The sequence below is a fragment of the Streptomyces sp. NPDC029164 genome (assembly GCF_055563995.1).
Map to the genome: position 1 here is coordinate 103,534 of NZ_JBVHWW010000001.1, position 22,556 is coordinate 126,089.

The following is a 22,556-nucleotide window of genomic DNA, read 5'->3' on the forward strand; positions in this document are numbered from 1 at the left end:
CGCTCACTTGCTCTGTCCCCCTCTCCGCCTTTCGCCCCTTCGGCTGGCTGCTACCACGACCGCGCCCCCCCCCCCCCCCCCCCCCCCCCCCCCCCCCCCCTCCCCCCCCCCCCCCCCCCCCGAGCCCAGGGGCGGCACCCGCCGCAGGACCGCGCCCGCCCCCGCGGCCCCCAGGGGCCGGACGCCCCGCCCCGTACGCACCCCCACCGTGCTGCAGATGGAGGCCGTGGAGTGCGGCGCCGCCGCCCTGGCCATGGTGCTCGGCCACTACGGCCGCTTCGTCCCCCTCGAGGAACTGCGCATCGCCTGCGGCGTCTCCCGCGACGGCTCCCGCGCCAGCAACCTCCTCAAGGCCGCCCGCGGCTACGGGCTGACGGCCAAGGGCATGCAGATGGACCTGGCCGCGCTCGCCGAGGTGAGCGCGCCGGCCGTCCTCTTCTGGGAGTTCAACCACTACGTCGTCTACGACGGCACGGGCCGCCGGCTCGGCCGCCGCGGCGTGTACGTCAACGACCCCGGCAAGGGCCGCCGGTTCGTCCCCATGGACGAGTTCGACACCAGCTTCACCGGTGTCGTCCTCACCTTCGAGCCCGGCGAGGGCTTCCGCCGCGGCGGCCGCAAGCCGGGCGTCCTGGGCGCCATGCCGGCCCGCCTGCGCGGCACTTCGGGCACCATGGCCGCCGCCGTGCTCTCCAGCCTGCTCCTGGTCGCCGTCGGGGCGTCGGTGCCGGCGCTCAGCCGTACGTACATCGACATGTTCCTCATCGGGGAGCAGACGTCCCTGCTGGGGGCCCTGTTCGCCGCGATGGCCGTCGCCCTCGTCCTCACCGCGACGCTCACCGCGCTGCAACAGGCCAATCTGCTGCGCGGGCGCATCATCTCCTCCACCCTCGGCAGTGCCCGCTTCTTCCGGCACCTGCTCCGGCTTCCGGTCACCTTCTACTCCCAGCGCAACCCGGCCGACCTGGTCCAGCGCCTGCAGTCCAACGACGCGGTCGCCGAGACCCTCGCCCGCGACCTGGCCGCCGCGGGCGTGGACGCCGTGGTGGTCGTGCTCTACGCGGTGCTGCTGTGGACGTACGATCCGCAGCTCACCCTCGTCGGCGTGGCCGTGGCGCTGCTCAACGTCCTGGCGATGCGGATCGTGATCGGGCTGAGGGCCACCGGCACCCAGAAACTGCGCGCCGAGAGCGCCCGGCTGACCAACACCTCCTACAGCGGTCTCCAGCTCATCGAGACCATGAAGGCCACGGGCGCCGAGAACGGCTTCTTCCGCCGCTGGGCCGGACAGCACGCCGTCACCCTCGACGTGCAGCAGCGGCTCGGCGTGCCCAGCGCGTGGCTGGCGATCGTCGCGCCCACGCTGGCGGCGTTCAACAGCGCGCTGATCCTGATGATCGGCGGCCTGCGGGCGGCCGAGGGACACCTCACCGTGGGCCTGCTCGTCGCCTTCCAGGCCCTCGTGACCAGCTTCACCGCGCCGATCTCCCGGCTGGGCGGCGTCGCCGGCCGGATCCAGGACTTCGCGGCCGACGTCGCCCGGCTCAAGGACGTCGAGAACTTTCCCGTCGCGCCGGTCCACGCGCGGCGCGAGCCCGCCGGCGGCACCCGCCGCCTCAAGGGCCACGTACAACTGGACCACGTCACCTTCGGCTACAGCCCACTGGACGCCCCGCTGCTCAAGGACTTCTCGCTCTCGGTCGGCCCCGGTCAGCAGGTCGCGCTCGTCGGCGGCTCCGGCAGTGGCAAGTCCACCGTCTCCCGGCTGATCTCCGGCCTCTACACCCCCTGGGAGGGGGCCGTCCGCATCGACGGGATGCGGCTGGCGGACATCCCGCGCGGCGCGCTGGCCGCTTCCGTCTCCTTCGTCGACCAGGACGTCTTCCTCTTCGAGGGCACCGTCCGCGACAACGTCACCCTGTGGGACCCCTCCATCCCGGACGAGGCCGTCATCGCCGCCCTCGAGGACGCCGCCGTGCACGACGTGGTCGCCCGCCGCCCCGGCGGCATCCACAGCCGCGTCGAGCAGGACGGCCGCAACTTCTCCGGCGGCCAGCGCCAACGGCTGGAGATCGCACGGGCGCTGGTGCGCCGCCCCAGCGTCATGGTCCTCGACGAGGTGACCAGCGCCCTGGACGCGGTGACCGAGCAGGTCATCATCGACAACCTGCGCCGTCGTGGCTGCGCCTGCGTGGTCATCGCACACCGGCTGAGCACCGTGCGGGACAGCGACGAGATCGTCGTACTGGATCGGGGCACGGTCGTGGAACGCGGGCGGCACGAGCGGCTGCTCGCCGCCCAGGGCCCGTACGCCGCGCTGGTCAAGGAGCACTGAGGTGACGCAGGCACACCACGGCACCGTCGGCTTCGCCGGCGACGGCGCCGGTCAGCCGGGCGGGAACCCGGACCCGGTCGTCGCGGCCCTGGGCGGACTGGGCTCGCCCGTCGACTGCACGGGCCTGCGCAGCCTGGCCCTGGAGGGCCCGCTCGTCCTGTGGCTCGTCGTACAGGGCGAGCTGGACCTGTTCGCCGTCGACGCGGCGCAGGCCGGTCACTGGCACTTCCTGGGCCGGCTGGAGCCGGGCACATTGCTGCTGGGCCCGGCCGAGGGCCCCGATCACACCCTGGTCGGCCGTCCCCTGGAGGGGTGTTGGCTGCGCCGCATCGAACTGCGGGAGCTGTACCGCCCGGAGTACGGCGACCAGTTCCAAGCCGACCAGTTCCGGGCCGGTCAGTTCCAGGCCGGTCAGTTCGACGGCGGAGCGTGGTACGCCGACCAAGTGCCGTACGGGACCGCCGGCGCAGGACGGCTGAGCCCCTTGGAGGACGCCTTCGCGCGCGGCGTCGGCCGTGGTTTGCGCGTGCTCTGCCAGGCACCCCTCGACGGCAGCGCCACCACCGGGCACGGTGGGGCCGACGACGACATCCTGTGGATGCAGCTCACCCCGGGCAGCGTCCAGTACGGGGCCGTGTACGAGGCGGAGGCGGTGGGCACCCTCCTCGTCGACGCCGCGATGTGGCAGGGCATGGTCGACCAGCAGCACCGGCTGCTGTACGCCCTCGACGGCTGGATCGAACAGCTCGAGCGCACGCACGAGGACCGCACGGCCGCCGGCATCGAGGCGGGTCGGGCGGCGCGCACCCAGGCGGACCGCACCCTGCTCGCGTCCATCGTCCGCTCCGGCCGGCACCCCCACCGGAGCGGGAGCGCCGACGCGACCTTCGCCGTGTGCCGCACGGTCGCCGCCGCGGCCCGGATCACCCTGTCCGAGCCGGGCGGGGCCGGCGCCGCGTCCGAGCAGCTGGATCCCGTCGAACGCATCGCGCTCGCCTCGCGCATCCGCACCCGCGTGGTCAGACTCGGCGGGCGCTGGTGGCGGGAGAACAGCGGCCCGCTCGTCGGCCGGCGGGAGAAGGACGGCACGCCCGTCGCCCTGCTGTGGCGGCGCGGCGGCTACGAGGCGGTCGACCCCGCCACCGGCACGCGCGAGCGCGTCTCGAAGACCAACGAGGCCGCCTTCGAACCGCACGGCATCATGCTCTACCGCCCCCTGCCCGACGGGCCGGTGGGCCTGGTGGCCCTGCTCCGCTTCAGCGTGCGCGGCACCTTCCCCGAGCTGCGCAGCCTCCTCCTGGGCGGGTTGGTCGCGGTGGTCCTCGGCGCGCTGGTGCCGATCGCCACCGGACAGGTCCTCGGCCGGTACGTCCCGCAGGCCGAGAACGGCCTCATCGTGCAGACCGGGCTGGCCCTGATCGCGACCGCGATCGTCTCGGCCGCGTTCATGCTGCTGCAGAACACCTCCCTCCTGCGCATGGAGGGCCGCATCGAGGCCACCTTGCAGCCGGCCGTCTGGGACCGGCTGCTGCGGCTGCCGGCGACGTTCTTCGCCGGCCGCTCCACCGGCGAACTGGCCGGCGCGGCGATGGGCATCAGCGCGATGCGCCGCGTGCTGTCCGGCATCGGCCCGGTCTGCGTCCAGGCGGGCGCGGTCGGCGCGATGAACCTCGTCCTGCTGCTCGTCTACAGCGTGCCGCTGGCGATGGCCGCGCTCGCGATGCTGGTCGTCATCGCCGGGGTCTTCCTGGGCCTGGGGCTGTGGCAGCTGCGCTACGAGCGCCGGCTGATCAAGCTCGGCCACCGGCTCAACAACCAGGCCTTCCAGACGCTGCGCGGCCTGCCCAAGCTGCGCGTGGCCGCCGCCGAGAGCTTCGCGTACGCGGCCTGGGCACGGGAGTTCGCCCGTACCCGCGACCTGCACCAGCGCACCGGCCGGATCCAGAACGTCATCACGGTCCTGGGGGCCGTCTACCTGCCGCTGTGCACGCTGGTGATGTTCGTCCTGCTGGCCGGACCCGCCCGCGGCGCCATGTCCGCCGGCGAATTCCTGACCTTCAGCACCGCGCTGACGATGCTGCTGTCGTCGGTCACGCAGCTGACCGGTGCGCTGATCTCGGCGGCCGCCGTACTGCCGATGTTCGAGCAGATCAAGCCGGTCCTGCGGGAGGTTCCCGAGGTGGGCGGCTCCAGTACCCGGCCGGGGGAGCTGACCGGCGCCATAGAGGCCAGGAACCTGTCGTACCGCTACGCCGACGACGGCCCGCTCGTCCTCGACGACGTCGGCTTCCGCATCCGGCCGGGGGAGTTCGTGGCGATCGTCGGCGCCAGTGGCTGCGGCAAGTCGACACTGCTGCGGCTGCTCATCGGCTTCGACAAGCCCCTGTCCGGCAGCGTGTTCTACGACGGCCAGGACCTGGCCGCGCTCGACCAGGCGGCCGTGCGCCGCCAGTGCGGTGTCGTCCTGCAGAACGCCCAGCCCTTCACCGGCTCGATCCTCGACTGCATCTGCGGCGCCGGGACGTTCTCGCCGGAGGAGGCGTGGGAGGCCGCCGCGATGGCGGGTCTGGCCGAGGACATCAAGGCCATGCCAATGGGCATGCACACCATGCTGTCCGACGGCGGCGGCACCGTCTCGGGCGGCCAGCGCCAACGGCTGATGATCGCCCAGGCCCTCATCCGCAAGCCGCGCGTCCTGTTCTTCGACGAGGCCACCAGCGCGCTGGACAACGAGGCCCAGCGCGTGGTCATCGAATCCACCCGCGCCCTGCACGCCACCCGCATCGTGATCGCCCACCGGCTCAGCACGATCATGGACGCCGACCGCGTGATCGCGATGAAGGACGGCCGCGTCGTCCAGCAGGGCCCACCGGCGGAACTGCTCGCCGACACGGCCGGCCTCTTCCACGACCTGGTCCGCCGCCAACTGCGCTGACGGGCCGCGCGCGCGGAAAGTTGACATCCTCAACGGTTGAGAATTACCGTCGATTAATACTTGAGGATATGAACCATCCACCCCGTTAAGCATCACGCCGCCCGGGCAGCGCACCAGAGGAAGGGCACGGACATGAACTCCGCCCAGCACGGAGCGGCCGTCGCAGCCGAGACCGCCGCGTTCGTCGCCGCGGTCAAGGCGGCCGACCTCTCCACCCCGGTGCCGACCTGTCCCGGCTGGACCCTTGAGGACCTCACGCGGCACGTCGGCAGCGTGCACCGCTGGTTCAGCGAGCTGTTGCGCCGACGCGTCCAGCAGCCGCCGACCAGCCGTGAGGTGGACCTGCGGCTGCCCGAGCGGCCCGACGGCCTGCCCGACTGGCTGGCCGCGAGCGCGGCGGAGGCCGCCGAGGTGTTCGCCGCCACCGACCCGGACGCCCCGATGTGGGCCTGGGGAGTCGACCAGCACGCCCGGTTCTGGGTCCGGCGCATGCTCTTCGAGACCCTCGTCCACCGCGTCGACGCCCAACTCGCGCTCGGGCTCACGCCGCACATCGACCGCCCACTGGCGGTCGACGGCATCGACGAGTTCCTGACCAACCTGCCGTTCGCGTCCTCCTTCGCCCCGCTGACCGCCCAACTACGCGCCCCTGACCGGACCATCCGCTTCAGCTGCACAGATGGTGAAGGCGACTGGCTGGTCGGCCTGCGCCCCGACGGCTTCGCCCTCGTGACCGGCCAGGCCGGGCCCATCGCGGGGGACGCCGCCGTCCGGGGAACCGCCGCAGACCTCCTGCTCCTCCTCTACGGCCGCCTCGACCGCCGCAGCGACGCCTTCCGGCTGCTCGGCGACCAGGACCTGCTCACCCACTGGTTCGCCCACTCGGCCTTCTAGCGCCCCGCGAGGCCCGCCACGCGGCGTGTCCCTGCCGACGTCGGCCCGTCACGCTCCGTCGACCTGTAGGAACGAGGTCACGGTGGGGCCGGCGGGTGGATCTGGAGGGCTGGTCATGAGCGGTGGCGCCTGGACCGTCGCGGCGGCGGCGACCGTCACGGCCGCGTACGCGCTGGGCTCGCGCCGGCTGTCCACCACGCCCCTGTCGTCGGCGATCGTGTTCGTCGGCGCCGGCGTTCTGCTCGGGCCCGCCGTGCTGGACATCGTCAGCCTGGGGCACGACGCCGCACCGATCGTGGCGCTCCTCGAGACCACGCTGACGCTCGTGCTGTTCACCGACGCCCTGCACGTGCGCAGACGGGACCTCCGGACCGGCGGCTTCCTGCCCGGGCGGCTGCTGGGCATCGGACTGCCCCTGAGCATCGGCGCGGGCTGGCTCCTCGCCTGGTCCCTGCTGCCGGGGCTGACCATGTGGGAGCTCGCACTGGTCGGAGCCATCCTCGCCCCGACCGACGCCGCCCTCGGCAAGACCGCCATGACCCACCCCCGGGTACCGGCGCTCGTACGGGACGGGCTGAACGTCGAGAGCGGCCTGAACGACGGCATGGTGCTGCCCTTCTTCATCCTCTTCCTCGCGGCCATCCCCGGCACGCACTACGCGCAGGAAGGCGTCGCGGGAGTCTTCTGGCGCGCCCTGGTGCTGAGCACCGCCATCGGTCTGCTGACCGGCTGGCTGGGAGGCCGGCTGCTGCAGTGGTCACGGGCCCGGGGGTGGGTCGCGGGGGAGTGGTGGCAGATCTACCCGCCGGCCGTCGCGGCAGCGGCGTACGAACTCGCCTTCGTGACGGACGGCAGCGGGTTCATCGCCGCCTGGGTGGCAGGCTTCGCCTGCGGGTTCGCCCTGCGCCAATTCCCGGTCGGCGACGAGCAGGGAGACGTCGAACGCACGGCCGAGTTCACCGAGACCCTCGGCGGACTCCTGGCGGCGATCAGCCTCCTCGTCTTCGGGGCGGTGCTGCTCGGCCCCACCCTCGCGCACCTGAGCTGGCGGATCTGCCTGTACGCGGTGCTGAGCCTCACCGTCGTCCGGATGCTGCCGGTGATCCTCTCCCTCGCCGGGAGCGGACTGCGGCCCCGCACGGTGGCGTACATCGGCTGGTTCGGGCCACGCGGCCTCGCGTCCGTGGTGCTGGCGCTGCTCGTGGTGGAGGAACACGTTCCGGGGGTGGACCTCCTGGGGCGCGTGGTCGCGATCACCGTCGGCCTCAGCGTCCTCCTGCACGGCGTCTCGGCCGTACCCCTCGCCGAGCGGTACGGCCGCTGGTACGAGAAGGCCGCGGCCGCCTCCCCGGGTCTGCGCGAGGGCGCCCCGGGCGGACGTGCTGCGCAGGGTGAGCGCCCGTAGCCTGAAGAGGAGGCCGAATGTCCCGTCCGGCAGCCGTGGAGCGGTGGGAGGTTGCCCCATGAGCAGACGCTGGGCCGCGCGACTGGCCTTGGCGGCGGGCGCAGCGGCGTTCGCGGTGCTGGTGGTCTTCGCCGGGCTCGGCAGCCTCGTGCTCATGGGCGTGGGGTGGGCGGGGCTGGTGCTCACGGCGGCCGGCGGGTGGTGGCTGCTCACCCACACCGGCTGGATCAGGGCGCTGGCCGCACTGCTCGCGGTCGCCGCGCCGCTCGGAGTCCTGATCCTGTACACGGCTGCCGGGCTGCTCTGGGTCGTGCTGGTCTCACTCGCGCTGTGGGCGCTGGCCGTGTCCGCGGGCCGGGCCGCGCTGGTCGACGACACCCCGCCCGGCATGCCGGAGCACTCCGCGGGCCGGCCCCAGCGGCCGTTCCTGATCATGAATCCGCGCTCGGGCGGCGGGAAGGTCGAGAAGTTCCGGCTGGCGGAGCGGGCGCGGGCCCTGGGCGCCGAGGTCGTCGTACTGGATCCGGCCCGGCGGCAGGACGTGGCCGAGCTGGCGCGGAAGGCCGTACGGGACGGCGCCGACCTGCTCGGCGTCGCGGGCGGCGACGGCACGCAGGCCCTGGTCGCCGGTGTGGCCGTGGAGCACGACCTTCCCTTCGTGGTGATCAGCGCCGGGACCCGCAACCATTTCGCCATGGATCTCGGCCTGGACCGGCAGGACCCCTCCACGTGCCTGGAGGCCCTGACCGACGGCGTCGAACTGCGCATCGACGTGGGCTGCCTCCAGGCGGGAGAGCCCGCGGACCGGAGCGCGGACCGCGTCTTCCTCAACAACGCCTCGTTCGGCGTGTACGCGGAAGTCGTGCAGAGTCCCGCCTACCGCGACGACAAGGCCCGTACCATCCTGGAGATGCTGCCGGACCTGCTGACCCATCACAGTGGCGCACGGCTGACCGTCCGTGCCGGTTCGCTGACCAAGGACGTCCCCCAGGCCGTCCTCGTGAGCAACAACCCGTACGAGCGGGGCGATTCGGCCGGACTGGGACGCCGAGGGCGGCTGGACTCCGGCGAGCTGGGAGTGCTGTGCGTCGGCGTCGGCAACGCCGCCGAAGCCACGGAACTCCTGTTGCGCGGTGGGCAGGGCCGCGGGCTGACCGAGGCCACCGCCCGCGAGGTCGTCGTCGACGCCGACGCGCCCGTCATCCCGGTCGGCGTCGACGGCGAGGCCCTCACACTGCCCACTCCGGTCCGCTGCCGTCTGGAGCCCGGCGCCCTGCGCGTGCGCGTGCCCCGCCACCGGCCCGGCGTCCCGCACGCCGCGCCCCCGATGAACTGGCGCCGGGTACGACGCCTGGCCCTGACGATGGGGCGAACCGCGGCAGGACACGGGGCCGCCTGACCGACGGCCGGCCGCCCCTCTCGTCGCTCCGAGTGCGCGCGTACGTTCCACCGAGTAGCGTCGGGAGCGAGCGTTCCGTCCATACCGCTGCGGCCCGGCCCGGTGGGGCCGCCGCCGATGTCGGCAGAGGAACGGGATCACATGCCGAAGCACAGCATCCACGCGGCGATGGCCGCAGCCGCTCTGGTCTGCCTGACAGCGTTCGGTCCCGCACCGGGCAGCGCCGCGTCACCACCCGCCCAGTCCGCCGGCCGGTCCGGTACCGCGGCCCCGTCCCGGTTCGTGCCCGGTCCCTGTCCGAAGACGCCCGAACCCATCGAAGCGCTCGGCAGCGCACGGTGCGGCTTCCTGGAGGTCCCCGAGAACCGCTCCCGCCCCGGCGGCCGGACCATCAAGCTGGCCGTGGCGGTCATCCCGGCCGTCAACCCGGCGAAGCCGGCCCAGGACCCCCTGGTGTTCATGGCGGGCGGCCCGGGCGCCGACACGTTCGACGACATCCCCTTCCTCATCGATTCCGGCCTGAACAAGGACCGCGAGCTGATCCTCATGGCCCAGCGCGGCAACCTCTACGACCAGCCCAACCTCGCCTGCCCGGAAGTCGACCGCTTCAACGAGCAGGCCGTGGGCCTGGGCTACGACTCGACGCAGGCGCAGCAGCTCATGCTGAAGGCGGTGAAGGACTGCCGGGCCCGCCTGACGGCCGACGGCGTCGATCCGAGCGCCTACAACAGCACCGAGAACGCCGCGGACTTCGCCGACCTGCGCAAGGCACTGGGCATCCCCCGGTGGAACGTCTACGGGTACTCCTACGGCAGCAACCTGGCCCTCACGTACCTGCGCCTGCACCCCGAGGGAATCCGCGCCGTGGCGATCGACTCGATCACACCTCCCCAGGTCGTGACCCTGCCGTGGACGTGGACCAGCACCGCCGAGGGGATCCGCAACATCTTCGACGCGTGCGCGGCGCAGCCCGCCTGCAAGGACCGGTACCCGGACCTGCCGCGCATGCTGACGGAGCAGGTGCGCAAGCTGGAGGCAAACCCCCTGACGCTGAACGTCACGCCGCCGAGCGGCGGAAAGCCGGTCAAGGTCGTCCTCGACGGGGGCGCGCTGCTGAACCTGATCGTCGCCTTCACCCCGCGGCCCAAGGACATCCCGGCGGCGCTCGACGAACTCAGCCGCGGAAACCCGGAGCGCTTCGCACAGGCCCGAGCGGCCGGCTCGGTCCAGAAGACCGGGGAGTTCGCCCACGGTCTGACGAACTCGATAGCGTGCGCCGAGTGGGCTCCGGGGTACTCGGAATCCGACGTGCTGAAGGCGGGGCGCAAGGCCTTCCCCGGGTGGCCGGACACGGTCTTGGCCCAGGCGCCGCAACTGCCCTTCCAGTACCCGGTGTGCCGGGAGTGGAACGTTCCGGACCGCGCGTCCGTCCAGCGGGTGGCCACCGTCAGCTCGGTGCCGGCGCTCCTCATCTCCGGCACGTTCGACGTGAAGACCGGGGCGAGTTGGGCGAAGGGCGTGGCCCGCGACCTGTCCCGTTCGACCGCCGTGCAGGTTCCCGGAATCGGCCACTGGGTGGTCCCGCAGTCCCCTTGCGCGCAGCGCGTGCTGGCCTCGTTCTTCGCTCGCCCGACCGCGCCCGACACGGCGTGCGTGGACGACGTCGAGCCCGCACCGTTCACGATCATCCCGAAGTGACCGGGAGGCCAGATGACCCGCCCGCAAGCGCCCCGCCGCCGCACCGTACGACGACTCCACACCACGTCGGCCGCCCTGGCGACCGGTGTCCTCGTCACCGGCCTGCTCGCCGCGCCCGCCGGGGCTCACTCCCGCACCGACGCCAGTACCGGCCCCGGAGCGCCGATCGGTACGGTCGCGCGGACGGTGGGCGACGCCCGCTTCGAGCCGGGACCCTGCCCGAAGACCCCGGAACCGATCGAGGAGCTGGAAGGGGCCCGCTGCGGCACGCTCACCGTGCCCGAGAACCGCGCCGAGTCGACGGGCAAGATGATCAGGCTCGGCGTCGCGATCGTGCCCGCCGTGTCCGACACCCCGAAACCCGACCCCATCGTGTGGCTGGCGGGCGGACCCGGAGACGACGCCGTGGGCGAGGCGAAGATGGCGATCGACGGCGGCCTGAACCGCGACCGTGACGTGATCTTCATGTCCCAGCGCGGTACGTACTCGGCCGACCCGACGCTTCTCTGCCCCAACATCGACGAGTTCAACGCGCGAGCGGTCGGCCTCGTCTACGACGCTCCGTCCACCGAACGCCTGCACGTCGAGGCCACGAAGGCCTGCCGCGACCAACTGGCGGCCCGCGGGATCGACCTCAGCGCCTACAACGACACCGAGAGCGCCGCCGACTACGAGGACCTGCGCACCGCGCTGGGCCTCAAGCAGTGGAACCTGTTCGGGATCTCCTACGGCACCCACCTGGCGCTGGTCTCCATGCGCCTGCACCCCGAGGGGCTGCGCTCGGTGGGCCTCGACGGCATACTGCCGCCGTCCACGTCCGGGTCGGCCGCGACCTGGAGCAGCGCCCGGCAGGGCTTCGACGGCCTGTTCAAGGCCTGCGCGGAGCAGCCCGCGTGCAACAAGCGTCATCCGAACCTGTCGGCCACCTTCGACAGGCTCGTCCGCGAACTCGAAGCCAAGCCGGTCACCACCACCGTCACACTCCCCGGCAGCGACAAGCCGGTGAAGGTCGTGCTGGACGGCGGGGCCCTGGTGAACTGGATGACCTCCGCCACCCACGTGGCGCCCCAGGTTCCGGCCGCCCTCGACGAGCTGGCACACGGCAAACCGCAGCGGATCGCCCAGCAGTGGGCGGGCGGCAAGCTCAGCCCCCAGGCCATGGGACGGGTCGCGCACGGGCTCGCCTACGGCGTCTTCTGCAGCGAGTGGACACCGTACGAGAGCCAGGCGCAGGCGCTCCGGGGCGCACAGGAGACCTTCCCGTCGTACCCCCGCTCGGTACAGGCCCAGGCTCCGCAGCTCACCTTCCTCCGTCCGGACTGCGCCGCCTGGGACGTCCCCGCGGCGCCGCCCTCGATCCGGGACGCCACGCGCGGAGACATCCCGACCCTCGCCCTGTCGGGCGGGTTCGACTCCCAGACCGGGGCGGACAACGGGCCCTACGTCGCCCGTACGCTGAGCAAGGCGAAGGTCGTCACGGTCCCGTACGAGCCGCACGTGGTGTTCGCCACCTCGAAGTGCGCCCAGGAGATCACCGTCTCGTTCTTCGACGACCCGGCCGCGCCGAAGACCGCGTGCCTGAACAGCCTGAAGGCGCCCGAGTTCGAGATCGGGCCCTGAGCCGCCGGGCCCGCGGCCTCAGGCCCCGACCGCCTGCGGCCTGCGTTCCTGGTCCGAACCGGGCACCGGCTCGGACGGGTCCGCGCCCAGGGCGACGATGCGGTTGTCGCCGTCCACGTGGACGACTTCGCGCTGGTGTTGCACAGCACCGGGACACCGCTCAGCCGGTGGTAGGCGCTCAAGGATGGCGGGCAGCGTGGGCCGTCGTCCATCAACGTGCTCGTTTGCGTACCGACAAGCCTCGCCGTCGTCCTGACCGCCGCCGCCGCCGGACTCCGGAGGCGGTGGTGCCGGCGTACGCCGCCGGCGGGTGCGGGCCGGGCGATGACCACCGGCCCCGTGCCGTTTTCTACGCGGACCTGCGGCGCAGAGCCCGGCGGACCCCGTACAGGACGACGAGCAGCACGATGACCACGACCAAGACGATCAAGAGCTTCTTGAACAGGCCGCCCTTCTTCTTGCTCTTCTTCTTGCCCTTCTTGTTCCCGGTGGTGGCCTGGACCCGGGACGACACCGGTGCCTGGAGACCGGTGGCCACGCCGCCGCCGGCAAGGAGACCACCCTGCGGCAGCGCCGCGGCGGCAGGAGCCTGCCGGGCGGGCGGAGCGGCCGCCGAGGCGGTCGCCGCGGGACCCAGTAGCATCCCGGCGAGCACGAAGAGCGGGATGATGGCCGCCGCGACCATCGGGCGCTTCTTCCGATTGCTGTTCGTTGTCACTGTCTCCCCTGTTCTCCCCTGCCCGAGCCGGGCCCGGTGGATCCGGAAGGCCGGGGTCTGAAAGCATCGTCGACGAGTTCGACCGCCCCTGCAAGGACCGCGCTCGCCGTCCAGCCCACACAAGGGGTTTGGGCACACGCGGCGTTGACGCCGCCTCAGTTCTTCGCCGCTGCCTCGGCATTGCGCCAGACCGTCAGGTCGACGGTGATGAAGGAGGTCTCGTTCTTCGCGCCGGACCTGCCGCGGAAGGTCGCCAGCGCGATGTGGCCGGCCTTGCTCAGCACGCAGACCTGCGACCCGTCCGTGAGCTGGTCGAGGCCGACCTTCTCGGTGAAGCGGGTCACGGCGCGGCAGGTCTCCAGGGAGCCCTTCTCGGAGTTGTTCAGCAGGACGAGCTTGCCGTTCGTGCTACCGAACTTCTCGTCCCCGAACAGGGTGTCGCGGTAGTAGAAGAGGTCGGCGTGCCCGTAGAGCACCCCGGCGCCGGTCGGTTCCTCGGCCGGGCGCGGCGGGTTGTCGGCGAACATCAGCTGGTGGTTCTGGGGCACGTCGATGCCCTGGTACGAGACCGGCTGCGGGTCGGGCCGCTGCTGTGAGGTGCTGCCGCCGCCCGACGACGCCTTGTCGCCCCCGCCCTTGCCGGAGCCGTCCGGCAGCAGGGACCCGATGACCGCGAGGCCGATGACCGCCGCCGCCACCGCCCCGATGACGATCAGCCCCGTCCGCTTGGGGCGCGCGGAAGCGGGCGGAACGGGCGCGAAGCCCTGGGTGTGGAACGGCGGCTGCGTGTGGTGGCCCGGGGCGTACGAGGGCTGCGTGTACTGGGGTTGGTTGTACGGGGGCTGGTTGTACTGCGGCTGGTTGTACTGAGGCTGAGGGTACGAAGCCTGCGCGTACGGGGGCGGCGTCGGGTAACCCGGCGGCACGGCCCCCGGAGCCCCCTGCGCCGAAGCTGTCTGCGTCGGCGCGGCGGCCACACCGGTCGGCGTGTATCCGGGCGCCGCGGCGGGTGCCGCGGGCGCATCCGGGGCCGGCGACTGCGGCGAAACCTCGGTCGGAGTCGGCGTCGGAGTCGGCGTCGGAGCGGCCGTCGGCGGCTGCGGCTGCGGCGGCGGAGTGGGCGCCGGCGCGGGCAGCCGCAGCCGCTCGGTGATGGAACCGGCGACGGCCTGCGGCAGCCAGTCCTCGCCCTGGCGAAGCGGAGCCTCCGAAGCCGCGTTGCACAGCTCGATGACCTCCGTCAGGGTCGGGCGGTCGGCCGGGTCGCGGCTGAGGCAGCGGGTCACCACCGGCCGCAACTCCGCGGGCAGGGCGCTGAGGTCGGGGTCCTCGTGCACGATCCGGTAGAGCACCGCGTGCGAGGGCCCGTCGCCGAAGACGGAGGCGCCGATCGCGGTGAAGGCCGCGATCTGCCCGAGGGCGAAGACGTCGGTGGCCGGGGTGACCGTGCCGGCCGAAGCCTGTTCGGGCGCCATGAAGGCGGGGGTGCCGACGCTGACGCCGGTACTGGTCAGAGCGGTGGAGTCGGCGGCCCGGGCGATACCGAAGTCGATGACGCGCGGGCCGTCGGAGGCGAGCAGCACGTTGGCGGGCTTCAGGTCCCGGTGGACGATGCCCGCGCCGTGGATGACGTGCAGCGCCTCGGCGACCCCGACGGTCAACAGCAGCACGCTGCGCACCGGCAGCGCGCCGTGCCGGGCGACGGCGTGGGCGAGCGAGGGGCCGGGTACGTAGGCCGTGGCCAGCCAGGGCTGCGGGCCCTCGGTGTCCGAGTCGATGACCGGTGCGGTGTAGAGCCCCTGGACCCGCTCCGCGGCCCGCACCTCCTGCTGGAAGCGCCGCCGGAACTCGGGGTCCTCGCTGAATTCGGGCCGGATCACCTTGATGGCGATGGGCCGGCCGCCCGGTGTGTAGGAGAGGTAGACCTTGCCCATGCCGCCCGCGCCCAGCACGGCCGCCAGGCGGTAGCCGCCCACGACGGCCGGGTCGTCCGCCTTGAGTGGCTGGAAGAAGTCGGCGGAAGGTGCGCTGCCCATGGGATCCATCTCTGATTGCGGCGATTCAGCACCTGCCGGCGCCCCGAAGTCAACCGAGAGCGTACCCAATGCCCGGACCACCCCCGCCCCGGACCACCGGGCCGGCTGAGGTAGTTGATGGCTCGGGCTGAAGGCTGTTCGTCCGACTCGGATCGCGGCAGGAGGATGAACGGCACGGCAGCGGCGGGCTTCTGCCGCTTCCGGAGTAGCGGGCGGCCGATCGGAGAAACGATTCTCGGCCGCCGGAACCCCGGACCGGAGTCAGGACCTCGGCACCGTGTTGATGTAGTGGGTACCGGCACGGTAGAAGCCGTCCACCGTCTTCTGGACCTCCGCCTGGGGAACGGCCTCACCGGCCTTGTAGCTGACCCGGTCCGGCGGATCGGCCTCGTACCAGGTGACGTTGTCGAATTGCGGCCCCACCGAGCCCCACCCGCCGTTCGGCAGGTACGCGTGGTCGAGTTCGCTGTGGTTCGCCGAGGAGTCCGAGGGGGAAATCGGGAAGGGGGTCGGCACGACGTGGTCGCCGTCGCGACCGCTCGGCGGCTTGTCGCTGAAGTGGACCCGGGCGGCGTAGGTCCCCGTGAAGAGGTCGGTGCCGGTGCGCTGCACCTCGACCTGCCTGGTGCCCTGCGGGGTGCCGTCGGTGGAGGCGTGCAGTCGCAGCACCCGGCCTCCCTGGCGGTCGTGTCGGAGGGGAAGCCGGCGCGGGTGCCGGACCAGGTGTCCTTGATCCCCGGGCTGCCCGCGCCGTTGCGGACCCCCCAGCCGTTGGCGGTGAGCGCGGGGTCGTCGGTGCCGCTGTAGTGGAAGTCGTCGAACAGGGTTCCCGGCGGCCCGGACGGGGTCGGCGCGGTGCTGAGGACGGGGGCATCGGCAGACGCAGCCGGCGCTGGCCGGCGTGGCGGGCGTCCACAGGGCGCTGTTCCGCCCGCCGTACTCCTCCGACGCCTCTACCCGGTGAGCGTCCCGGCTTCGAGGAGATCGTCAAGGCGGCGATGCCGTCCAGGGCCCGGTGCGGGAGAGCTGATCCTGCTGCACCACGCGGGTGGCGACCGGATCCAGACCATCGACGCGCTCTTACAGATCATCGACAAACCGCAGGCCCAGGGCTACCGCTTCACCACCATCTCCAACGCACGCGCTGTCAGCGTCTGCCTCTGGCACCAGGTCGCCCTGGTGGTCGCCATCCCGCTGATCGACCCGCTCTGGAGCGTCCCCTTCGTCCACGCGAACTTCCGGTGGCTGCTGGCCAGCCAATGGTTCACGCCGCTGGTGGCTCTCCCGCTGCTCGGCCTGCCGGTCCTGGCCTTCGGCTGGGTCGAGGACGGGGCCGAACGCTCGCCACGGCTCTTCCCGTACCCGCGCCGCCAACGGGGCAGGCGCCGGGCCGCCGACCTAGGGCGCGGCGTGTCCAAGGGGAGGAGAGGCCAGGGTCACCGGGCGCTGCTCCACCCGGCTGCACTGGAATACGAGTCAACCAGGTCCACCACGAAGACCAGGGTCGAGCCCGCCGGGATCAGCGGCGAGGGCGACTGATTGCCGTAGCCGAGACGCGGGGGGACGATGATCTCGCGCCGACCGCCGACCTTCATCCCCCTCACCCCCCGGTCCCAGCCCTTGATGACCTTGCCGCTGCCCAGGGCGAACTTGTACGGCTGGCCCCGGTCCCAGGAGGCGTCGAACTCCTTCCCGGACTCGAAGGTCACCCCGACATAGTGGACCTTGACCACCATGCCCGCCTTCACCTCGGCCCCGTCCCCGACGACCAGGTCCCGGACGGTCAGCTCAGTAGGAGCGTCACCCTCGGGAACGTCGACCTCGGGCTTCGTCAGTTCACTCATGGCAGCCTCATCACTCTCCGTCGGAAACCCAGCACGGACCGGCAGGACACCTGGACACCGCGTGCGTCAGAGGGTCACGCTACCGAGAAATGCCGATCCACCTGCCGGCACACCGCGAGCCCCCGGCCTGTCGTTATCACGGTGGGAGGGCGGCGGGTCCGATGGGACGACGTGCTGGCACAGGTCGGCAAGCGCCCGGCGAACTGGCCGTGCACCCCGGGCCGCCGGGGCCGGCTGGATGAGGCACTCCCTCACCACGATGCCTGCGCATGGCCCGACCGGACCGTAGGGACCCAGTTCCCCGCCCACCTCGCCGCTGACAGATCGGACGCGGTGCGCCACCCGAGCATCGCCGAGGTCCGGAGCGACGGCGCACGATGGCGCGAGCCGGCCAACTGACCACCCTGCGTATCCCCGCCCTGCGGGCGTAACCAGAAGATGCCGAGTTTCTTCGGGAGAGTAGGAGACCAGCAAGTTCTTCGTCTGCTGAGCCGAAGCTCAGGAGTTGTCACCAGCGGGACCAGCTGAGCCGGCGAATGGGGACGGTCGAGGCAGCCTGGTTGTCACACACGAGGCATCCGACTTGTCACAGACGCCCGCCCGCAGCGTGTTCGTCCTGCCCGAGGACGACCTGGAGGAGGGCCGACCCAGATGGGGGCGCGGCCAGTGGCATGGTGACCGGCGTGCGTGCGGAGCGGTGCCGGATTCCTGCCGGGTTTCCCGGAGGTTGACAGGTACACGGCCTTGCGGTTCACTCCGGCCAGCGCAGGTCTGGACCAGCAGAGATTGAGGCCCCCATGTCCGTGTTCTTACACACCCGCCGCCGCGTCCTGGGCCGGGCGGCCGTCGCGGCCGCCGCCCTGACGGCCGTGACGCTCGGCTGGACGCTCCCCGCCGCCGAAGCCGCCCCACCGTCCGGTCCGGCCGTCGCCGCGCAGGCGGTCACGTTCGAGGACAACTTCGACGGCCCGGCGGGCGCGGCGGTTGACCCGGGCAGGTGGCAGACGGAGACCGGGGACAACGTCAACAACCACGAACGGCAGTACTACACCCCCGGCGCCGCCAACGCCGCGCTGGACGGCGGTGGGCACCTGGTCATCACCGCGCGCCGCGAGAACCCGGGCAACCACCAGTGCTGGTACGGCCGGTGCGAGTACACCTCCGCCCGGCTGAACACCGCGGGCCGCTTCACCCAGACGTACGGGCACGTGGAGGCCCGCATGAAGGTGCCGCGCGGACAGGGCATGTGGCCGGCCTTCTGGATGCTCGGCCACGACATCGGCCAGGTCGGCTGGCCCAACAGCGGAGAGATCGACGTGATGGAGAACGTCGGCTACGAGCCCGGCACCGTGCACGGCACGCTCCATGGCCCCGGCTACTCGGGTGGCGGCGGCATCGGAGCCGCGTACACCCTCTCCGGCGGGCGGGCGTTCGCCGACGACTTCCACACCTTCGCCGTCGACTGGGCCCCGGACTCGATCACCTGGTCCGTGGACGGGCAGGTCTTTCAGCGGCGCACCCCGGCGGACCTGGGCGGCCGACAGTGGGTGTTCGACAAGCCGTTCTTCCTGATCCTCAACCTCGCGGTCGGCGGGGACTGGCCGGGCAACCCGGACGGCTCCACCGCCTTCCCGAACCACTTGGTCGTCGACCACGTCCGCGTCACGGCCTGGGACGGTGGCAGCGGCGGAGGGACCACCGGCGCCTTCGTCGGCCTCGCCGGAAAGTGCCTCGACGTGGCCGGCTCGCAGACCGCCGACGGCACCCCGGTCCAGCTCTACACGTGCAACGGAACCCCGGCCCAGCGCTGGACCCTCCCCGGTGACGGGACCGTCCGCGCGCTCGGCAAATGCCTGGATGTGAACGGCGCTTCGACCGAGCCGGGCACGAAGGTCCAGCTGTGGCAGTGCAACGGGACCGGCGCGCAGCGGTTCGACTACAACGCGACCACCCGCGACCTGGTCAACATCACGGCCGACAAGTGTGTGGACGTGCGCAACCAGGACCCGGCCGACGCGACCCCCGTCCTGATCTGGTGGTGCACGGGCAACGCCAACCAGAAGTGGACACTGACCGGCTGAGCCCGGAGGCCGGGGCGGCGGACGTATCCGCCACCCCCGGCCGTACCGGCATGGATCAGCGGAACAGCACGGATCAGCGGGCAGCGGCGGCCCTGTAGGCCGCGGTGAACTTCCCGAACGCGTCCGTCAGCGCTCCGGTGAGCACCAGGTGGTCCGCTTCGGCGAAGGGCTTCGCCGCCGCCGCGGTGGGGTGCGTCCCCATCTTCTGCTGGACGATCGAGCGGGCCTTGGCCGCCAGCGCCCGGGCCGCCTCGGACCGGCCCGCGCCGGCCTTCTCCAGGACCTTCGCCGCGGCGGCGAGCGCCCGCAGGGCCGGTTCGCCCCCGGCCGGCGGCGAACCCGGAGTGGTCAGGCCCCAGCCGTACGGGAACTGCGGATCGTAGGCCGCGTCGCCGACGTTGACTGGCAGCTGCTGCTGGGAGCGGGGCCATGTCACCGGGAGCTGTCCGGTGAAGGGGCGCTTGCCGTACAGGACATCGGCGACGCCGTCCCCCTCGGTGCCGGGCAGCCAGGAGGCCACAAGCGCCCCCATGCGGTCCAGGCGGTCGCCGATGAGCTGCGGACGACCCGAGACCACCAGCACCACGCACCTCATGGCGGCGCACACGGTGTCGATCGCCGCCTGGTCGGCCGTCGACAGTTCCAGGTCGTGGCCGTTGCCGACATCGCCCACGCCCTCCGCGTACGGGGTCTCGCCGACGACCACCACGCCCACGTCGTGGCCCGCCGGCGGGGCGGAGGCGTCCTTGGAGTAGGTGACGGAGTCCGGGGTGGCGGCGGCCTTCCGCATCGCCTCCAGGACCGTCGTGCCCTCGGTGACGTCCCCGGAGGCGCCCTGCCAGGTCACCGTCCAGCCGCCGGCCTGGTTGCCGAGGTCATCGGCGTTGGATCCGGCGACGTACACCCTCTGCGAGGGCTTCAGCGGGAGCAGCCCGCCCTCGTTCTTCAGCAGCACCTGCGACTTCGCCGCCGCCTCGCGGGCCACGGCCCTGTGCTCCGGCGAGCCGACGCGGGCGAGCCCGGAGGTGTCGGCGTACGGCTTCTCGAACAGGCCCAGCTTGAACTTCTGCTCCAGGATCCGGGATACGGCGTCGTCGATCCGGGCCATGGGGATGCGGCCGGCCGCCGCCTCGGAGACGAGGGTCGCGTGGAACTCCCCGTACGCGGTCGGCACCATGATCATGTCGAGGCCGGCGTTCACCGAGGTCCGCACGTCGCTCGCGTAGTCCCCCGGGATCTGGTCGATGGCCTGCCAGTCGCTGACGACGAAGCCCTCGAAGCCCATCCGGTCCTTCAGGACGCCGTTGATCAGCTCGGCGTGGGCGTGCATCTTCACCGGGCCCGCGTCATCGCCGATGATGTCCACCGAGGAGTACGAGGGCATGACCGAGCCCACCCCGCGCTCGACCGCCTCCCGGAACGGCGCGAGGTGCACCGCCTCCAGCTCCTGCCGGGTCACCCGGGTGATGCCCTGGTCGATCGTGTACGAGCCGGTGCTCGACGAGCCGAACCCGGTGCCGCCGTCACCCGCGTAGTGCTTGGCGGTGGCCAGTACCTTGTCCGGACGGGACAGGTCCCTTCCGTCCGGCGCGCCCTGCATCCCGCGGATGACCGTCTCCATCGCGGTGACCAGCGCCGGGTCCTCGCCGAACGCCTCGTACGAGCGCCCCCAGCGCTCGTCGCGCGTCACGCACAGACAGGGTGCGAAGTCCCACGGGACGCCGGTCGCCCGGACCTCGGCGGCGGTCACCGCGCCGGTCCGCTCCACCAGCTTCGGGTCGCGGGTCGCGCCCAGCCCGATGTTGTGGGGCATGATCGTGGTCCCGATGACGTTGTTGTGGCCGTGCACCGCGTCCACGCCGTAGATCAGCGGGATCTGCAGGCGGGCCGCCCGGGAGCGCAGCTGGTACCCGTCGATCATCTTCGCCCAGGACTCCGGTGTGTTCGGGTTCGGGACCGAGCCGCCGCCGGAGAGCAGCGAGCCGAGCCCGTACCCGGCGATGTCCCCGGGGGCCTTGAGCGCGTTGCGTTCGGCCTGGGTCATCTGCCCGGCCTTCTCCTGCGGCGTCATCCGGGCCAGCAGATCGGCCACCCGCCGCTTCACCGGCAGCTCGGCGTCGAGATAGGGCAGACCATGCGCGTCGATGACGACCTGCGGGTCCTCGGCGGGTGGCCGCGCACCGGTCACGGTCAGTGCGAGCGGTACCGTCTCGGCGCTCTCGGCGTCGCCGTCCCGGTCCGTGGTGACGGTGATGGTACGGGAGGTGCCGGAGGGGGTTCCGGCGGGGAAGGTGAGGGTGCCGGTCACCGGGCGGTAGTCGGCGCCCGGAGTGGCGGTGCCGCCGCGCGTGGCGTACTCGACCGTGACCGGCTCGGACAGGGGCGCGGAGCCGGTGGTCGCCACGGAGACGCGGATGCCGGCCGAAGCGCCTTCCTTCACAGGGTGAACGGCGGAGTCGGTGAGGACCGTGGCCCGTAGTGCCGGGTCGGCCGCGCCGTAGAGCTCGACCGCGTCCATCAGGAACCCGCCCGGCCGGCCCACCGGGAAGGTGACGGCGTAGCCCCACATCTCGCGCAGTCCCAGCACCTGGTCGATGCCGCCGACGGGCTGGTAGTCGGTGCGGTACTCGAACCGGGAGAACGGGATCTCGACGAGGTGCCAGCCCTGCCAGTCGTCGGTGAACGAGGTCGTCCAGAGCTCGGACGCCTCGCCGTTCGCGCCGCCGTCCTTGAGCTCGAAGTGCACGCGGGGGCCCGAACCGGGCGGCAGCGGCGCCGTGTTCTGCCCGTACCACCAGAACCGGATGCCCTTGCGGGTGCTCCAGTCCTGGGCGGGCCGGTCGAAGGCGAAGTCGTGGCTGAAGCCGCCCCAGCCGCTGATGTCGTACGAGCCGCGCAGCGCCTTCGCGCCCTCCGGGGCGTCGGCGCGTTCCTCCAGGGCGAGCCGGGGCTGGTCGTCGGCGTCGCTGCCCCAGGTGAAGATCCCCTCGGCGGGCGGGCCCGCGAACGGAATCTCACCCTCGAAGCGGTCGACGGCGGTCGGGGGCGGGTCGGCTGCCGGGCCCGCCGGGGATGCCGTGGCAGCACCGAGGGGGAGCAGGCCGGCGAGCAGGCCCGCACAGGCGAGCAGGGCGTATCTGGTCCAGGGCCGTGCCTTGTTCACGAGTTTCCTCCGAGGTCTATACCACCGGACGGGACACCGCGTGAGTCAACCGACCGAGCCGGGTGTCGTCAAGACTTGGCGTCACGCCTGGCCCGAAGTCGTCACCAGCGGCCGGATGGATCGGTTCTGCATTCAGCGCCCGAACACGCGGCCTCAGAGAGCCGGGACTCCGCCACCGCCCAGGTGGTGCCCTTCGCGACCGATCCCGCGGCGTCCCGGGGGTACGGGCCGCCGGCCGCCGCGACCCACAACCGGCGCACCGGCGGCGCAGGCACGGGTCGACAAGGTGGTGGTGCGGGTCCACTTCCGCGGAACGCATCGGGGCACCTTCCAAGGGATCACCGCGGACTGCACGGCGGTTACTCCCTGACCCGGGTCCGCACGGCACAGGACGAGGGGCGGGAGGCAGGGCTGCTGGTCAAGCACGC

General features: G+C 72.3%; 14 protein-coding genes and 1 pseudogene. 9 read left to right on the forward strand and 6 right to left on the reverse strand.

The genetic code is table 11. The features are described from left to right. Window positions 1–208 precede the first annotated feature (208 nt). The 7 genes from ACZ4VT_RS00400 to ACZ4VT_RS00430 all read left to right on the forward strand — a co-directional run bounded on the left by ACZ4VT_RS00400 (window position 209) and on the right by ACZ4VT_RS00430 (window position 12,286). Window positions 209–2,335, forward strand: coding sequence for an NHLP family bacteriocin export ABC transporter peptidase/permease/ATPase subunit (locus ACZ4VT_RS00400; RefSeq protein ID WP_467945241.1), 2,127 nt, complete (start codon window positions 209–211; stop codon window positions 2,333–2,335). Between the two features lie 88 nt (window positions 2,336–2,423). Further along, the gene (locus tag ACZ4VT_RS00405) at window positions 2,424–5,270 is read left to right on the forward strand and encodes an NHLP bacteriocin export ABC transporter permease/ATPase subunit (RefSeq protein ID WP_467945896.1); all 2,847 of its coding nucleotides are present in this window, start codon (window positions 2,424–2,426) and stop codon (window positions 5,268–5,270) included. A 132-nt stretch (window positions 5,271–5,402) separates the two neighbouring features. Then, entirely contained in the window at window positions 5,403–6,164 is a 762-nt protein-coding gene (locus ACZ4VT_RS00410; protein ID WP_467945243.1) for a maleylpyruvate isomerase family mycothiol-dependent enzyme, read from the forward strand. 115 nt (window positions 6,165–6,279) lie between these two features. After that, window positions 6,280–7,569, forward strand: a complete 1,290-nt coding sequence (locus ACZ4VT_RS00415; protein WP_467945245.1) for a cation:proton antiporter — start codon at window positions 6,280–6,282, stop codon at window positions 7,567–7,569. 58 nt (window positions 7,570–7,627) lie between these two features. Next, window positions 7,628–8,968, forward strand: coding sequence for a diacylglycerol/lipid kinase family protein (locus ACZ4VT_RS00420; protein ID WP_467945247.1), 1,341 nt, complete (start codon window positions 7,628–7,630; stop codon window positions 8,966–8,968). A 141-nt stretch (window positions 8,969–9,109) separates the two neighbouring features. Continuing rightward, entirely contained in the window at window positions 9,110–10,666 is a 1,557-nt protein-coding gene (locus tag ACZ4VT_RS00425) for an alpha/beta fold hydrolase (RefSeq protein WP_467945248.1), read from the forward strand. A gap of 12 nt (window positions 10,667–10,678) precedes the next feature. Continuing rightward, complete coding sequence (locus tag ACZ4VT_RS00430) at window positions 10,679–12,286, forward strand: alpha/beta fold hydrolase (protein WP_467945250.1); 1,608 nt, start codon at window positions 10,679–10,681, stop codon at window positions 12,284–12,286. 18 nt (window positions 12,287–12,304) lie between these two features. Here the strand turns inward: ACZ4VT_RS00430 and ACZ4VT_RS00435 are convergent. The 4 genes and pseudogenes from ACZ4VT_RS00435 to ACZ4VT_RS00450 form a co-directional block, all read right to left on the reverse strand. Next, window positions 12,305–12,412 (reverse strand): annotated as a pseudogene (locus tag ACZ4VT_RS00435) (aspartate 1-decarboxylase); the annotation flags it as partial. Between the two features lie 223 nt (window positions 12,413–12,635). Next, window positions 12,636–13,004: a hypothetical protein gene (locus tag ACZ4VT_RS00440; RefSeq protein WP_467945251.1), complete on the reverse strand. Its 369-nt coding sequence runs from the start codon at window positions 13,002–13,004 to the stop codon at window positions 12,636–12,638. Between the two features lie 155 nt (window positions 13,005–13,159). Further along, window positions 13,160–15,040, reverse strand: coding sequence for a serine/threonine-protein kinase (locus ACZ4VT_RS00445; RefSeq protein ID WP_467945253.1), 1,881 nt, complete (start codon window positions 15,038–15,040; stop codon window positions 13,160–13,162). A gap of 261 nt (window positions 15,041–15,301) precedes the next feature. Continuing rightward, window positions 15,302–15,709, reverse strand: coding sequence for a LamG domain-containing protein (locus ACZ4VT_RS00450; protein ID WP_467945255.1), 408 nt, complete (start codon window positions 15,707–15,709; stop codon window positions 15,302–15,304). A 291-nt stretch (window positions 15,710–16,000) separates the two neighbouring features. On the opposite strand from ACZ4VT_RS00450, the gene ACZ4VT_RS00455 reads away from it, so the two are divergent. Further along, window positions 16,001–16,579, forward strand: coding sequence for a hypothetical protein (locus ACZ4VT_RS00455; RefSeq protein WP_467945257.1), 579 nt, complete (start codon window positions 16,001–16,003; stop codon window positions 16,577–16,579). On the opposite strand, the gene ACZ4VT_RS00460 is transcribed toward ACZ4VT_RS00455, so the two are convergent. After that, entirely contained in the window at window positions 16,477–16,884 is a 408-nt protein-coding gene (locus tag ACZ4VT_RS00460; protein ID WP_467945259.1) for an FKBP-type peptidyl-prolyl cis-trans isomerase, read from the reverse strand. The two genes, ACZ4VT_RS00455 and ACZ4VT_RS00460, sit on opposite strands and share 103 nt — an antisense overlap. A 797-nt stretch (window positions 16,885–17,681) precedes the next feature. On the opposite strand from ACZ4VT_RS00460, the gene ACZ4VT_RS00465 reads away from it, so the two are divergent. After that, window positions 17,682–18,965: a ricin-type beta-trefoil lectin domain protein gene (locus ACZ4VT_RS00465; RefSeq protein WP_467945261.1), complete on the forward strand. Its 1,284-nt coding sequence runs from the start codon at window positions 17,682–17,684 to the stop codon at window positions 18,963–18,965. A 73-nt stretch (window positions 18,966–19,038) separates the two neighbouring features. Here ACZ4VT_RS00465 and ACZ4VT_RS00470 read toward each other — a convergent pair whose 3' ends face one another. Beyond that, window positions 19,039–22,128 (reverse strand): glycoside hydrolase family 3 N-terminal domain-containing protein, encoded by a 3,090-nt coding sequence (locus tag ACZ4VT_RS00470; RefSeq protein ID WP_467945263.1) that lies wholly within the window; start codon window positions 22,126–22,128, stop codon window positions 19,039–19,041. Window positions 22,129–22,556: the final 428 nt, after the last annotated feature.

What these genes read in the sequence shown, in the direction of transcription:
- ACZ4VT_RS00430 (WP_467945250.1), top strand. Translation starts at nt 10,679, where the DNA reads ATGACCCGCCCGCAAGCGCCCCGCCGCCGCACCGTACGACGACTCCAC.
- ACZ4VT_RS00465 (WP_467945261.1), top strand. Translation starts at nt 17,682, where the DNA reads ATGTCCGTGTTCTTACACACCCGCCGCCGCGTCCTGGGCCGGGCGGCC.
- ACZ4VT_RS00425 (WP_467945248.1), top strand. Translation starts at nt 9,110, where the DNA reads ATGCCGAAGCACAGCATCCACGCGGCGATGGCCGCAGCCGCTCTGGTC.
- ACZ4VT_RS00460 (WP_467945259.1), bottom strand. Translation starts at nt 16,884, where the DNA reads ATGAGTGAACTGACGAAGCCCGAGGTCGACGTTCCCGAGGGTGACGCT.
- ACZ4VT_RS00415 (WP_467945245.1), top strand. Translation starts at nt 6,280, where the DNA reads ATGAGCGGTGGCGCCTGGACCGTCGCGGCGGCGGCGACCGTCACGGCC.
- ACZ4VT_RS00445 (WP_467945253.1), bottom strand. Translation starts at nt 15,040, where the DNA reads ATGGGCAGCGCACCTTCCGCCGACTTCTTCCAGCCACTCAAGGCGGAC.
- ACZ4VT_RS00410 (WP_467945243.1), top strand. Translation starts at nt 5,403, where the DNA reads ATGAACTCCGCCCAGCACGGAGCGGCCGTCGCAGCCGAGACCGCCGCG.
- ACZ4VT_RS00420 (WP_467945247.1), top strand. Translation starts at nt 7,628, where the DNA reads ATGAGCAGACGCTGGGCCGCGCGACTGGCCTTGGCGGCGGGCGCAGCG.